The sequence below is a fragment of the Sphingobium lactosutens DS20 genome (genome assembly GCF_000445105.1).
Classification (GTDB): domain Bacteria; phylum Pseudomonadota; class Alphaproteobacteria; order Sphingomonadales; family Sphingomonadaceae; genus Sphingobium; species Sphingobium lactosutens.
This window is the reverse complement of sequence record NZ_ATDP01000109.1, coordinates 70,390-83,648: the sequence shown is the minus strand read 5'-3', so window position 1 is coordinate 83,648 and position 13,259 is coordinate 70,390. Positions and strand designations below refer to the sequence as shown.

Annotated in this window: 11 protein-coding genes; 7 read left to right on the top strand and 4 right to left on the bottom strand. The window is 62.2% G+C overall.

Features of this window, described 5'->3' with window-relative positions; all coding sequences use genetic code 11:
- Positions 1-17: 17 nt before the first annotated feature.
- Complete coding sequence (locus RLDS_RS52735; protein ID WP_021228538.1) at positions 18-836, top strand: universal stress protein; 819 nt, start codon at positions 18-20, stop codon at positions 834-836.
- A gap of 48 nt (positions 837-884) precedes the next feature.
- On the opposite strand, the gene RLDS_RS52730 is transcribed toward RLDS_RS52735, so the two are convergent.
- Complete coding sequence (locus tag RLDS_RS52730) at positions 885-1,961, bottom strand: NAD(P)-dependent alcohol dehydrogenase (RefSeq protein ID WP_021228537.1); 1,077 nt, start codon at positions 1,959-1,961, stop codon at positions 885-887.
- 269 nt (positions 1,962-2,230) lie between these two features.
- Here RLDS_RS52730 and RLDS_RS52725 point away from each other — a divergent pair, with 269 nt between their 5' ends.
- The 3 genes from RLDS_RS52725 to RLDS_RS52715 all read left to right on the top strand — a co-directional run bounded on the left by RLDS_RS52725 (position 2,231) and on the right by RLDS_RS52715 (position 8,144).
- A complete protein-coding gene (locus RLDS_RS52725; protein WP_021228536.1) occupies positions 2,231-4,909 on the top strand; it encodes an HAD-IC family P-type ATPase in 2,679 nt (892 codons plus the stop codon).
- Positions 4,906-5,841, top strand: a complete 936-nt coding sequence (locus RLDS_RS52720; protein WP_021228535.1) for a universal stress protein — start codon at positions 4,906-4,908, stop codon at positions 5,839-5,841. The genes RLDS_RS52725 and RLDS_RS52720 overlap by 4 nt, the downstream gene beginning before the upstream one ends.
- An 80-nt stretch (positions 5,842-5,921) precedes the next feature.
- Positions 5,922-8,144 carry a copper-transporting P-type ATPase gene (locus tag RLDS_RS52715; RefSeq protein ID WP_021228534.1) on the top strand — a complete coding sequence of 741 codons (2,223 nt, stop codon included), beginning with the start codon at positions 5,922-5,924 and terminating at the stop codon, positions 8,142-8,144.
- A gap of 66 nt (positions 8,145-8,210) precedes the next feature.
- Here the strand turns inward: RLDS_RS52715 and RLDS_RS52710 are convergent, their stop codons facing one another.
- Both RLDS_RS52710 and RLDS_RS52705 read right to left on the bottom strand, forming a co-directional pair.
- Positions 8,211-9,368 carry an epoxide hydrolase family protein gene (locus RLDS_RS52710; protein ID WP_021228533.1) on the bottom strand — a complete coding sequence of 386 codons (1,158 nt, stop codon included), beginning with the start codon at positions 9,366-9,368 and terminating at the stop codon, positions 8,211-8,213.
- An 82-nt stretch (positions 9,369-9,450) separates the two neighbouring features.
- On the bottom strand, positions 9,451-10,230 hold the full coding sequence (locus tag RLDS_RS52705) for a hypothetical protein (protein WP_161626762.1): 780 nt from the start codon (positions 10,228-10,230) through the stop codon (positions 9,451-9,453).
- 314 nt (positions 10,231-10,544) lie between these two features.
- Here RLDS_RS52705 and RLDS_RS52700 point away from each other — a divergent pair, with 314 nt between their 5' ends.
- The 3 genes from RLDS_RS52700 to RLDS_RS52690 all read left to right on the top strand — a co-directional run bounded on the left by RLDS_RS52700 (position 10,545) and on the right by RLDS_RS52690 (position 12,567).
- Complete coding sequence (locus RLDS_RS52700) at positions 10,545-11,180, top strand: TetR family transcriptional regulator (protein WP_021228531.1); 636 nt, start codon at positions 10,545-10,547, stop codon at positions 11,178-11,180.
- A gap of 1 nt (position 11,181) precedes the next feature.
- Positions 11,182-11,727 carry a TetR/AcrR family transcriptional regulator gene (locus tag RLDS_RS52695; protein WP_021228530.1) on the top strand — a complete coding sequence of 182 codons (546 nt, stop codon included), beginning with the start codon at positions 11,182-11,184 and terminating at the stop codon, positions 11,725-11,727.
- Positions 11,728-11,973: 246 nt separating this feature from the next.
- Complete coding sequence (locus RLDS_RS52690) at positions 11,974-12,567, top strand: outer membrane protein (RefSeq protein WP_021228529.1); 594 nt, start codon at positions 11,974-11,976, stop codon at positions 12,565-12,567.
- 72 nt (positions 12,568-12,639) lie between these two features.
- Here the strand turns inward: RLDS_RS52690 and RLDS_RS52685 are convergent, their stop codons facing one another.
- Positions 12,640-13,254: a TetR/AcrR family transcriptional regulator gene (locus RLDS_RS52685; RefSeq protein WP_021228528.1), complete on the bottom strand. Its 615-nt coding sequence runs from the start codon at positions 13,252-13,254 to the stop codon at positions 12,640-12,642.
- Positions 13,255-13,259 lie beyond the last annotated feature (5 nt).

Genomic DNA, 13,259 nt, shown 5'->3' with positions numbered 1-13,259 from the left:
TTGGGAGGACGTTGGACATGCTCAAGGATATTCTTGCGATCGTAGACACAGGCGAAGCCGACGAACGGTTTCTCAAGGATGTGCTCGCCTTCGCGCGGTTCCATGAAGCCCATCTTTCGATCGCGGTTCTGTCTGCTATCCCGACGCCCGATTACGCCGTCGCCTTTGGGCCACCCTATATCGTTCTCGCCGATTTCCTGAAGGCGTCGGAAGAGAAGCAGGCGCGCGTGGAAAAGCTCGTCGCGAGCGAGGGCGTCGAAGTCCGTATATTGAGCGACGATCCGGCGGTCCTGCTCGATAAGGCACCGGTCCAGGCCCGATATGCCGATCTGGTGCTGTTTGGACCGGCTGCTGCTTACGCCAATCAGCGGCTTCGCCGCCGGCTTGTTGAAAATGTGGCGCTGTCCTCGGGACGGCCCCTGCTGATCCTGCCACAGGCCTGGAAGCCGCGAACCTTCAAGCATCTGGTGGTCGGCTGGAACGCGACCCGCGAAGCGACCCGGGCGGTGAGCGAGGCGCAAATGCTCACCTCGCCCGGTGCGCGGATAGACATCATGATCGTCGATGGCGACCCCTCGACCAAAGGTCATGGTTCTGATCCCGGTGCGGACATCGCGCGAAATCTGTCTCGACATGGCTTTGCCGTGACGGTTCACGCGCTGGCCTCCGATGGCAACAGCGAGGCCGAAGTGCTCGAGGGCATGGCGCGCCGGCAACTGGCCGACATTCTTGTCCTGGGTGCGTCGGCGCATTCGAAATTGCGCGAGCTGTTCCTGGGCGGCGTTACCCATGACCTGCTCGAGGGTGCGGCGGTTCCGATCCTGTTCGCGCACTGAAATCCGCAGCGCGCGCATGGCGGGCGGCGGCTTTCAGCGGAGTGCGCCTTACGGCCGGATCGCGACCTTGAGCACGCCGTCGCGCTGATGCGCGAAAAGCTCGTAGGCGGTCTCGATATCGTCGAGACCGAACCTCTGCGTGACGAGCGAAGTAGTATCGGCGCGTCCTGACCCGATCACCTCCATCAATCGCCGCATGCGCTCCTTGCCGCCGGGACACAGCGTCGTGACGATACGATGATCGCCGAGCCCGGCGGCGAACGCGTCCAGCGGGATCCTGAGGTCTTCGGAATAGACGCCAAGCGACGATAGCGTGCCGCCGGGGCGCAACACGCGAAGCGCCGCCTCGAAGGTCGCCTGTCGACCCAGGGCCTCGATCGCGACATCGACGCCGCGACCGCCCGTGATTCGGCGGATCTCGTCCACCGGATCGACCTTGCCGATATCGACCAGATGATCGGCGCCCATGCGCTGCGCGATCTCGAGCCGTTCAGGAAGGGCATCGACCGCGATGATCGAGGTTGCGCCCATCATTCGCGCGCCGATGGTCGCGCACAGGCCGATTGGCCCCTGCGCGAAGATGGCGACGGTATCGCCGATCTTCACTTTGCCCGCTTCCGCGCCGCCGATCCCGGTCGAAAGAATGTCGGGGCACATGAGAACCTGCTCGTCGGTGAGGCCGTCGGGGACGGGTGCGAGATTGGCCATCGCATCGGGCACAAGCAGATATTCGGCCTGCGCGCCATCGATCGTGTTGCCGAACCGCCATCCCCCCATCGGCTTCCAGCCATGGCCATGGGCGCCGCCGCATTGGGAATGCAGGCCGGCCAGGCAGGCATAGGACGTGCCCGACGGCGTGATCGCGCCCGCGACGACGCGCTGGCCTTCGTGATACCCCTGAACGGCCGAACCCAGCTTCTCGATGATTCCCACCGGCTCATGACCGATGGTGAGCCCGGCCGCGACGGGATATTCGCCCTTGAGAATATGGACGTCGGTGCCGCAGATCGTCGTCAGGGTCACCCGGATCAGCGCATCGAGCGGGCCGATTTCGGGCACCGGCTTTTCGCCCAGGATGATCCGCTCCGGCTCGATGAAAATTGCGGCCTTCATTTTCTGGGCCATGCGTCCTCTCTCTCAGTATTTCACGACGGTTGGGGGGCAAATATCGTTGGTAGGTGAGAACTGCTCTACGGGATGTCCCGTAGCGGTGTCTGGCTCCTGCAGTCGTCGCCGCGGCTTCAAATGTTCGCACCCTTGTTCGGGCTGCACCGCGAAGCGATATCAGTCCGGCCGCCCGCCACGATGACCCACCGCTCGACCTAGTAGCATCCCTTATACAGGTCCGGCCGCTCGCCACCTAGGCTCGAGCGATGCAACTATGAGGAGTAGTAATGGCGGAGACACCGGTCGTGCTCGAGTGGCACGCGATGCCTGTCGAAGAAGTGCTTCGGGCGCTTCAATGCTCCAGTGCCGGCCTGAGCCAGGTGGAAGCGGAGCATCGTCTCGCTGCATATGGCGCCAATGCCCTGCCGGTCGGCAAGACAGTCCATCCGGTTCTCCGGTTTCTGAGGCAGTTCAACAGTGCGCTGATCTATTTCCTGCTTGCCGCTGCTTTCGCCGCCGCGCTGCTCGGGCATCTTGTCGATGCCTCGGTCATCGTCGTCGTCGTCCTCATCAACGCCATCGTAGGATTTCTCCAGGAGGGCAAGGCGGAGAGAGCGCTGGGTGCCATTCGCGATATGATAGCGCCCCATGCAACGGTCCTACGCGATGGAGCGCGGCGCACCATCGCGGTTGCGGACATCGTCCCCGGCGATATCGTGCTGATCGAGGCGGGGGACCGCGTGCCCGCGGATCTGCGCCTCCTGCGCGCCCGCGGCCTGCTTGTCGATGAGGCTGCGCTGACCGGGGAATCTGTCGCAGCGGAAAAGCAAGAAGCGGCGGTCGGTGAAGACGCGGCCATCGCGGATCGCCAGTGCATGCTCTTCTCCGGAACGCTGGTCGCGTCGGGTCAAGCCAGCGGCGTAGTCGTGGAAACCGGAACCCGCACCCAGATCGGCCGGATCAGCAAGCTCATGCAGGCTGTGGAAACGGTCAGCACGCCGTTGCTGCGCCAGATCAACGCCTTCGGCACGCGCTTCACCGGCTTTGTGCTGGTCGGCGCGATCGCGCTCTTCACTTTTGCCGTGGTCGCGCGCGAATTCCACTGGATCGACGCGTTGATCGCGGTGGTGGCGCTTGCTGTGGGCATCATTCCCGAAGGGCTCCCCGCCGTCATCACGATCACGCTGGCGATCGGCGTCCAGCGCATGGCGGCGCGCAATGCCGTCATCCGCCGCCTGCCGGCCGTCGAGACGCTCGGCGTGACCTCGGTCATCTGTTCGGACAAGACCGGCACGCTTACCCGCAACGAGATGATGGTGCGCAGGATACTTCTGCCGAGCGAAGAAGTGATGGTCGGGGGATCGGGATACGCGCCGGAGGGAGGGCTCACCAGCGAGGGCGCGGACGACGACGCGGCCGCTATCGCGGCGTCGGCAGCGATCATCCGATGCGGATTGCTCTGCAACGATGCGGCGCTGCGCGGCGATGCCGGCCGTTGGCATGTAGACGGAGACCCGATGGAAGGCGCGCTGGTCGCGCTGGCAATGAAATCGGGCCTCAATCCCGACCATCTGCGCGGCGAATGGAAGCGGATCGACGAGATACCGTTCGATGCCGCCTATCGCTTCATGGCGACCCTCCACCATGGCCCGGGCGGGAAGGGGGTGATCTTCATCAAGGGCGCGCCGGAGGCCGTCATCGCAATGGCAGGCGCCGATCCCCGGATGTGGGAGCCGCGCCTCGCGGGTGCCGCCGATCAGGGCGAACGGCTGCTGGGGTTCGCCATCAAGCGGCTCCAGGCTCGTGACGATCGGCTGACCTTCGCTGATCTGGAGAGCGGAATAGAGTTTCTTGGACTGATGGGGTTCATCGACCCGCCGCGCGAGGAGGCGAAGGCCGCGATCGCGGAATGTCGCTCGGCCGGAATTTCGGTCAAGATGATCACGGGAGACCATCTGGCCACCGCGCTCAGCATCGCGCGCCAGCTCGGGCTGAGCGAGGCGCCTCGTGGCATGACGGGAGCCGAGCTCGAAAACCTCTCTGACGAAGCGCTGATCGACAAGGTGCTGGAGATCGATGTGTTTGCCCGCTCCAGTCCGGAGCACAAGCTTCGGATCGTCCGCGCGCTGCAGGCCCATCGCCTGATCGTCGCCATGACCGGTGACGGGGTCAATGACGCCCCATCGCTCAAGCAGGCCGACGTCGGAACAGCCATGGGACACAAGGGCACCGAGGCGGCCAAGGAAGCCGCCGAGATGGTGCTGCTGGACGACAATTTCGCGTCGATCGTGGCGGCGGTGCGCGAAGGGCGCACGGTTTACGATAATATCCGCAAGGTGATCGCCTGGACCCTGCCGACCAATGGTGGCGAGACGGTCGCGGTCGTTCTGGCAATCCTGGTTGGTTTCACCCTGCCAATGACGGCGACGCAGATCCTCTGGATCAATCTCGTCCTCGCCGTCACACTGGGTCTCGTTCTGGCTTTCGAGCCAAGCGAACCGGGAACCATGGCGCGGCGGCCGCGGCATGCCGATGCGCCGCTGCTATCACCGTTCCTGCTGTGGCGCGTATTCCTGGTGTCCGGGCTCATGGCCGCGCTGGCGCTCGGGATATTCTTCCACGCCAACGGACAGGGGCGTGATCTGGAGACAGCGCGTACCCTGGTCGTCAACATGCTGGTTGTCGCCGAGATCTTCTATCTCTTCAACGTGCGCTATCTGCACATGCGCTCGCTCACTTGGCGTGGCGTGCTAGGGACACCGGCAGTGCTAGCCGCCATCGTGGTCGTCGTCGGTGCGCAGCTTTTCTACACCTACGCGCCCGTCATGCATGTGATCTTCGAGAGCCGGCCGCTCACCCCTGCGGACGCCATGCTGATCGTCGGCCTGGGCGTCCTCCTCTTCCTGTGCCTCGAAGCGGAAAAGCTGCTGATGCGGCGCCTGGGCTGGTTCGAGGAACTCGCGTGACCGGCGCCGACCCGATCCCCGAAAATGTGAAAGGACATCCGATGACCCAGCCTGGCCAGACGCCGCCCCGAAAGATCCTGCTCGCCACGGATCTCAGCTGTCGCTGTGACCGGGCGCTCGACCGTGCGGTCCAGCTCTCCCAGGAGTGGCAGGCGGAGCTGATCGCGGCCTATGTCGTCGATCCTGCGCAAAACCGCCAGTACCGATTCGATCGGACGCCCGCGTCCTGGCGGCGGTTGCCGAGCCCGGTCGAAAGGATGCGCTGGCGCCTTAAGCGTGATCTTGGCGCCGCGGCCGAGTTCATCCGGGTCATCGTCGAGGAGGGGGAGCCTGGCGAGACGCTCCTCGCGATCGCCGCGCGCGAAGGCTGCGATCTAATCGTGACGGGGATCGCGCGTGATGAGACGCTGGGTCGGATGATCCTGGGCAGTACCGTCAACCGGCTCGTGCGCGGGTCGCCGGTGCCCGTCCTCGTCGTTCACGATCGCGCGCTTCGGTCCTACAGGAGCATCGTCGTGGCGACGGATTTCTCCGAAGCCTCGCTGCAGGCGCTGCTGACGACCTCTGCGCTGTTTCCCGCGCGCGACCTGACGCTGTTCCATGCTTATGACGTGCCGTTCTCGGGCATGCTCGATGAAAGAGACTATGTCCGCAACCTGCGCACGATGGAAAAGGACCTTGGGACAAAATTCCTGAGCGACGAGCGTGTGGATGCAGGCGTGAGGGCCGGCGCCGATGTCGTGATCGAGCATGGTACGCCCGGGCGACTGCTCGCCGATTATGTCGAGAACGAGCATGCTGACCTCACCGTGATTGGTAGCCACGGCCGCGGCGTGCTGTTCGACGCGCTGATCGGCAGCACCGCCCAGAGCCTGATCGAAAGCCTGGAGGGTGATCTGCTCGTCGTCCACTATCGGCCAGGCAAGGGTTAGGGCGTTGCGGCACCTGGACACGCCGGCATGCTCGGCGACTGCCGATATGCGTCGTCCCATGAAGGCAAGGCGATGAACCCATGAATCATCCTCCGCATCAGGACCGCAACCACGACCATGTGCACCACGGTGCGGCGCATGGTCGTGGCCTTGCGGCGGGAAATCGGCCTGAAGTGGCACCGGCGCCGGCCGGGAGCGTCTACACCTGCCCGATGCATCCCCAGGTTCGGCGTGACGGGCCGGGCGCCTGTCCGATCTGCGGCATGGCGCTCGAGCCGGAACGGGCGGCTGCGCAGGCACCCAATCCTGAACTCCTGAATATGACGCGGCGCTTCTGGATCGCGCTCCTTCTCGCTCTGCCGGTGTTCGTGCTTGAAATGGGAGGACATCTCGTCCCGGCGATCCATCATCTGGTGCCACCTCATATCTCGACCTGGGTACAGTTCGTGCTGGCTACGCCCGTGGTGCTATGGGCCGGTTGGCCATTCTTTGAGCGCGCAGGCGTGTCGCTGCGGACCGGCCATCTCAACATGTTCACGTTGATCGGCATGGGGACCGGGGTCGCCTGGACCTACAGTGTCGTTGCCACACTCGTTCCCGGCATCTTTCCGGCGGCGTTTCGCGGGGCAGACCGAACGGTCGCGGTCTATTTCGAGGCAGCGGCCGTGATCACGGTGCTTGTTCTCCTGGGACAGGTCCTTGAACTGCGCGCGCGGGAGCAGACCTCCGACGCCATCAAGGCGCTCCTTGATCTCGCGCCCAAGACCGCGCGGCGCATCGCCCCGGATGGTACTGAAGCGGACGTCGCCGTCGAGGATGTCCTTCCCGGAGACCGGCTGCGAGTGCGACCGGGCGAAGCGGTTCCGGTCGACGGAATCGTCGAAGACGGTCGATCCTCGCTCGATGAAGCGATGATAACCGGCGAGTCCATGCCGGTCACGCGCAGTATCGGCGAGCGGGTGATCGGCGGCACGCTCAACCAGAGCGGCGCGCTGGTGATCCGCGCCGAGCGGATCGGAGAGGATACGATGCTCGCGCGTATCGTCCAGATGGTGGCGGACGCGCAGCGATCGCGGGCGCCGATCCAGCGCATGGCCGACATTGTTTCGGGCTGGTTCGTGCCCGGCGTGATCGGCATCGCCTTGCTCGCGTTCGCCGCCTGGGTGCTGTTCGGGCCGGAGCCCCGCTTTTCCTATGGTCTCGTCGCGGCGGTGTCGGTGCTGATCATTGCCTGTCCCTGCGCCCTGGGACTGGCGACCCCGATGTCGATCATGGTGGGGGTAGGGAAGGGGGCGGGTCTGGGCGTCCTTATTAAGAATGCCGAAGCGCTCGAGCGCATGGAGAAAGTCGATACGCTGGTCGTCGACAAGACCGGCACCCTGACCCAGGGAAAGCCTGCGGTCACGTCCGTGGTAGCCGCGCCAGGATATGCCGAGGACGAGATAGTGCGCCTGTCTGCGGGCATCGAACGCGCTTCGGAGCACCCCCTGGCGCAGGCGATCGTCGCGCACGCCCAGGTCCGCGGTATGGCGCTGCCGGACGTTTCCGCCTTCGATTCACCGACGGGCAAGGGTGCGCGCGGTGTCGTGGATGGCAAGAAGGTTGCGCTCGGCAATGCGGCGTTCCTCGGTGAGCTGGGCATCGATGTCTCCAGTCTCACGTCCCGGGCGGATGAGATGCGCCGAGACGGTGCCACCGCCATCTATGTGGGGATCGACGATAGGGTGGCCGGCATTTTCGCGATCGCCGATCCGGTCAAGCCGACCACGGCCCAGGCGCTCGAGGCGCTTCGCGGCGAGGGCATTCGCGTCGTGATGCTGACAGGCGACAACAAGACTACTGCCCAGGCCGTGGCTCGCGCGCTCGGCATCGATGAGGTGGAGGCCGATGTCCTGCCCGACCAGAAGAGCGCCGTGGTCGCGCGGCTCAAGGGGGAAGGGCGGGTTGTCGCGATGGCCGGAGACGGCGTCAACGATGCGCCGGCGCTGGCGGCGGCGGATGTCGGCATCGCCATGGGCACCGGCACTGACGTGGCGATCGAGAGCGCTGGCATAACCTTGCTCAAAGGCGATCTCATGGGGATAGTACGGGCGCGACGACTCTCCCAAGCCACCATGCGAAACATCCGCCAGAATCTGCTGTTCGCCTTTGCCTATAATGTGGCCGGTGTGCCGATCGCCGCAGGTGCGCTCTACCCGGTTCTCGGCGTTCTCCTTTCACCGATCGTGGCAGCGGCGGCCATGGCGTTGTCGTCCGTGAGCGTCATCGGCAATGCGCTACGACTTCGCGCTAAGCGTTTGTAAAGCCCGTTTACTTCCCGCCGCCGAACGGCACAGACCCGGCGGCGGGAAAGCGAAAGTGATCATCCTTTAACGGATTTGGCGGAAGCAGATCCGCACTTCCTCGACGAAAAGTTCAGGTTGTTCGAACGCTGCGAAATGGCCACCTTTCTCAAGCTCGTTCCAATGGATGAGCTGAGGCGTGCACCGTTCCGCCCAGCTACGCGGTGCCTTGTATATCTCCTTGGGGAAAACACTATATCCGCAAGGTACGGCGACAGGCTCGTTTACGACGAAGGCGCCGTCGAAACTCTCCCAGTAGAGCCGCGCAGAAGAGGCACCGCAATTGGGCAACCAGTACATCATGATGCTGTCGAGAATTTCGTCATAGCTAAAGATATTGAGCGGGTTACCTGCACAATCGGCCCAGCTCTGGAGCTTCTCGAATATCCACGCCGCCTGACCGACAGGCGAGTCGGCCAGCCCATATCCCAGGGTCTGGGGGCGGCTCATCTGCTGCGTGGAATAGCCACTTTCCCAGCGCTGATAGTGCCCCATGGCTGCCAGCATCGCCGCTTCCTCGGCATTGAGATTTTCATAGGGCGGCGGGGGCATTACGACGGGCAAATTCGTGTGGATGGCCTTCAATCCGTCCGGTTTTTGCCGCGCCAGCGTGTGTGTGACCGCCGAGCCCCAGTCCCCGCCCTGCGCCACATATTCATGATAGCCCAGTCGCTGCATCAGCAGGTGCCAGTTTGAGGCGATCCGCTCGAGTCCCCAACCTGTCCCTGTTGGTTTGTCGGAGAACCCATAACCAGGCAAAGCCGGGATCACGAGATGGAATGCGTCCGCGGCATCGCCGCCGAAATCCTGCGGCTCGCTCAAGGGGCCGATCGTCTTGAGAAACTCGAGCACCGATCCCGGCCAGCCATGGGTGAGGATGAGAGGCAAAGCGTCGGCGTTCGACGAGCGAATATGCAGGAAATATATATCGAGACCGTCAAGCGTCGTCTTGAACTGGGGCAGGGCGTTGAACGTCTTCTCGCAGCGGCGCCAGTCATAGTGATGGCGCCAGTAATCCACCAGGGCGCGCATATCGGCGATGGGCACGCCTTGCGACCAGTCGGCTACCGTCTCGGGTTCCGGCCAGCGGATGCGATCGAGCCGTTCATGCAGGTCGCGAATTTCATCTTCGGGTATAGAGATTTTGAAGGGCATGATCTGCGCGTCGTGAGCCTCGTTCGTCATCGCCGTCTCCTGGTTTTTTTGGAAATGGTGCCCCCGCCGTGAGGCAGAGGCACCGGTATTGAGCTCGTCTGGCGAGTGCTGGTCAGAGCTGCGCAACCGCGGAGCCGAAGCCCGCTATCGGTCTCGAAGCGCGATCAGCCGCCGGCTTCTCCCGTTCGCCAAAGGCGAGCGGGTTACGACCAAGAATGAAGTAGAAGATGCCGCCAGTCTGGATCAGAGCGAGAATGCAGGAGAGGATGCCGGCAAATTGGGTCACCATCGGCGAGTAGTCACCCTGGATAACATAGATGGTCGGCAATGCGGCGAAGGAGAAGCCACCGATGTAGCAGAGCGGCATCAGCGGAAGGATGAAGATGCTCCTCCAGCCGTTGAGCCAGTCACGGAAGCGATAGGTGACTGCTATGCTGAGATAAAGCGCCGACACGTTCACGAACAGCCACCACCACGGGAAGTAGCCCAAAAGGACCAGCGGCTGGTGGCCGAAATAAGTGTAGATGCCGCCGTAGCGCAGCAACAGCTCCTCGATCACGATGTCAGCCATGCCGGACAGGGCAAAGGCTATCCAAAGGCCGCCCGTCGTTACATTGCGCTGCAGGGCGCTGTAGAAGATGTACCCGAGGATCGCTCCGAAGGTCCACCACATGATCGCGACATAATAGTCGAATTCCCGCCCCATGAGGAAATAGAGAAGCTTGTCGGGATCGTGCGACGTCGACCAGAAGCAGCCTGCAAGATAGTTGTCGACGCTCTCGGGATATACGCAGAGGGCGGCTCCGACGATGATGGCGATCGGAACCGTCGTTTTCAGGCGGAATGAGTCGAACGCTGCAATCGCGGTCGCCACAAGCCCGGCGATCAACATGGCGAGCGTACCCCAGAAAACATGGTCCGCATTTTGCGGGAACGCATCATTGGGCGGGGCGGGGGTACGAAAAGTCGGATCGAGCGTGACATGGGCGGTCGCATTTTGCGCATATGCCATGTCGGGCCAGATGGTGCAGGTCATGAAGCCCGCAATCAGTGCAAACGCCAACCATGCCCACCTGGTTGACGGCTGCGCATAGAGAGATGTGAACATGCTGCACCTCCGTGCCGAGATTGTTAAAACCAACTATTTGGTTTATTATGCGTGGCATGTCATCGCGGCAGGAATCTGTCAACGAAAATGTAGGAACCATGGCCGTCAACGAACCGAGCAAGTCCGAGCGGACGCGTGAACGTATCATGGTCGCAGCGACCGCAGAATTTGCTGCATTTGGTATTGCAGGCGGGCGCGTAGATCGCATCGCCCGGACTGCGAAGGCAAACAAAAGCCAGATTTATGAATATTTTGGCAATAAGGAGCAGCTCTTCGAGATCGTTCTCGAAAGACATTTGAGGGATGTGTACCAGACCGTTCTGTTCGACCCTGATGACCTTCCCGGTTATGCTGGCATGCTCTTTGATTTCGCCATGGACCATCCCCATCTTATGCGGCTCGTCATGTGGAACGGACTTGAACAAAGAAGGAACTGGCCGTTGGAAGATACTCTAAGTCTTCCCGCTCAGGTGCGAAGGATCCAGGCCGCGCAGTCGGCCGGACATGTCGGTTCCGACTATCCGGCCGACTTCCTGCTCACGCTCATCATTACCGTCGCTTCGGCATGGACAGCGGCCAATCCATTCGGAATATCCATCACGCCCGACGCGGAGAGCCGGCGGCCGATGTTGAGGGAGGCGATATTGCGGGCGGTGCGTACGCTCTGCTGCCTTTCCCGTGATCGCTCGGCAATCACTGGCGAGATGGAAGATGGGTCGCAAAAGGCTGTTTGACATGGATGCGGCGCTTGACGCCGCTATGCGTGAGTTTTGGGAAAAGGGCTATGAAGGAACAAGCCTTTCCGATCTGACCGCAGCCATGGGCATAGAAAGGCCGAGCCTTTATCGGTTCTTCGGGAATAAAGACGATTTGTTTCGACGCGTGGTCGAGCGATATGATGAATGCCATCTGCGCTTTGTCGCCCATGCGCTGGCAGCGCCGACAGTTTGCGAAGTCGTACGGCGCTTCCTTGAGGGATTGATTGAAACTGTGACCCAGAGCGAAATGCCTCGCGGCGCGCTCGATCTCAACGCCGGAATTGCTTGCGCGCCTGGTTGTGAGAAGATTCTCGCGGGATGGCGGGAAAGACATGAGCAGGCATTGACCACCCGGTTTGCAGAGGCACGCCGCACCGGTGACTTGAAGGGCAGTTTGCTACCCGAAGCGGCGGCTGGGTATCTGCTGTCGGTATCGGCAGGAATAGCCATCCGGGCCAAGGGTGGTGAGACGCGCGCAGTTCTGCAACAGATTGCGCATATTGCGTGCATCCCTTTCCGATAAATGATTTCCAACCCGGACTAGGCGGAGCGAGGACCTTTGGTGGCGAGATGCCGCTGCGGGCTCCATCACGGCCTGGTAAGGCGCCTTCTTACGCTTTCGCGCCTCGGATTGTGCCGGACGATCTCATAGCGGACGCGACGCCTTTCGAAATGCCTGCGATCACTTGACAAGCCAGATGCGATCCATATCTACGCGATGGGAGCGAGCGCTCACTCCTATCATAGTTTCCTTTGCAGGAGCGTTTTTATGAAGACATTGTTTGCAGGAAGCCTCGCCATTGTAGCGGCGCTGGCATGTGCCCCGGCTTCGGCCGAGGTTTTCGATGGTCCCTATCTTGGCGGCCAGGTCGGCTGGAATCACGACAAGATCGGACGTGCCAATACCGATATCGGCACTGTCGAGATCCGGGACTCGCGGGACAGCTTCGTTGGCGGTGTCTTTGCCGGTTACAATCACAAGGTCGCGCCCAAGGTCGTGCTGGGCGTCGAGGGCGGCTTTGCGATCGGCGCCGATGATGCCGTGCGCCGCGGCCCGTCCAGCATTGATCCCAGCTACACCTTCGACGTGTCGGCGCGCGCTGGATATCTGGTGACCGACCAGACCCTTCTGTACGTGCGCGGTGGATATGAAAACAGCCGGGCCAAGATCCGGACATCGGGCATCGACGGCACAATTCGGGACCGCGACAACTTCGATGGCTGGAGCGTGGGCGGCGGTGTCGAAAGGAGCCTCACCGACAAGGTGTCGGCACGGCTCGAATATCGCTACGCTGACCTGGGCGGCAGTGGCGAGACCTTTGATCGCCATAAGGTCCTGGTAGGCGTCGCTTACAATTTCTGAATTGAGAAACGCAACGAGGGCGTCGTGCGATCTGGCGCGACGCCCCGTCTGACCATTATTGAGAAAGGCCCGCTACCTTTGGTCACTCTCCGCCAGATCGTCCAAAATTTCCGCCACGGCATGTCGGATCTGCGTCCTGATCTTCTGGATCGTCAGCCCAGGAGCGACCATGCTCTTATGTCTGAGTGCAAATATATAGAGTATGAGGAACCTGGCGCAGGATAATTGCGCTGGCGTGGCGCCAGGCCTTGCCGCGAGGATCAGGTTTTCAAGATACCTTTGAAGGAAAAGGCAAAAACTTTGTATCGCAGCGGCTACCTCTGGATTGCGATACGCTTCAGCCATGATTTCGCTTGAAATGGCCTCGCGGTCTTCGGCGATGCAGCTGAGCAGGAGCGACGTCAGTTGATCGGCGGCCGCCAGCTGTCCGAAGTCCTCACGTCGGCGTAGGCACCGAATCTCGTTTTTCCAGGACCCAATTTCATCCTCGACCAGCTTGACGATAATTTCCTCCTTGCCGCTGAACGAGCGATAGATTTGTCCGACACTTATGCCCGCCTGCTGTGCTAGATCGGACATCGCTGCCTGATGAAAGCCGCGGTTGGTGAAAAGATGGCGGGCGGCTTCGATGATCTTCCGATTGGAGTCCGCTCGGCTCGGCTGCCCTGCGCATTTGTTGATCCCCATCTCCG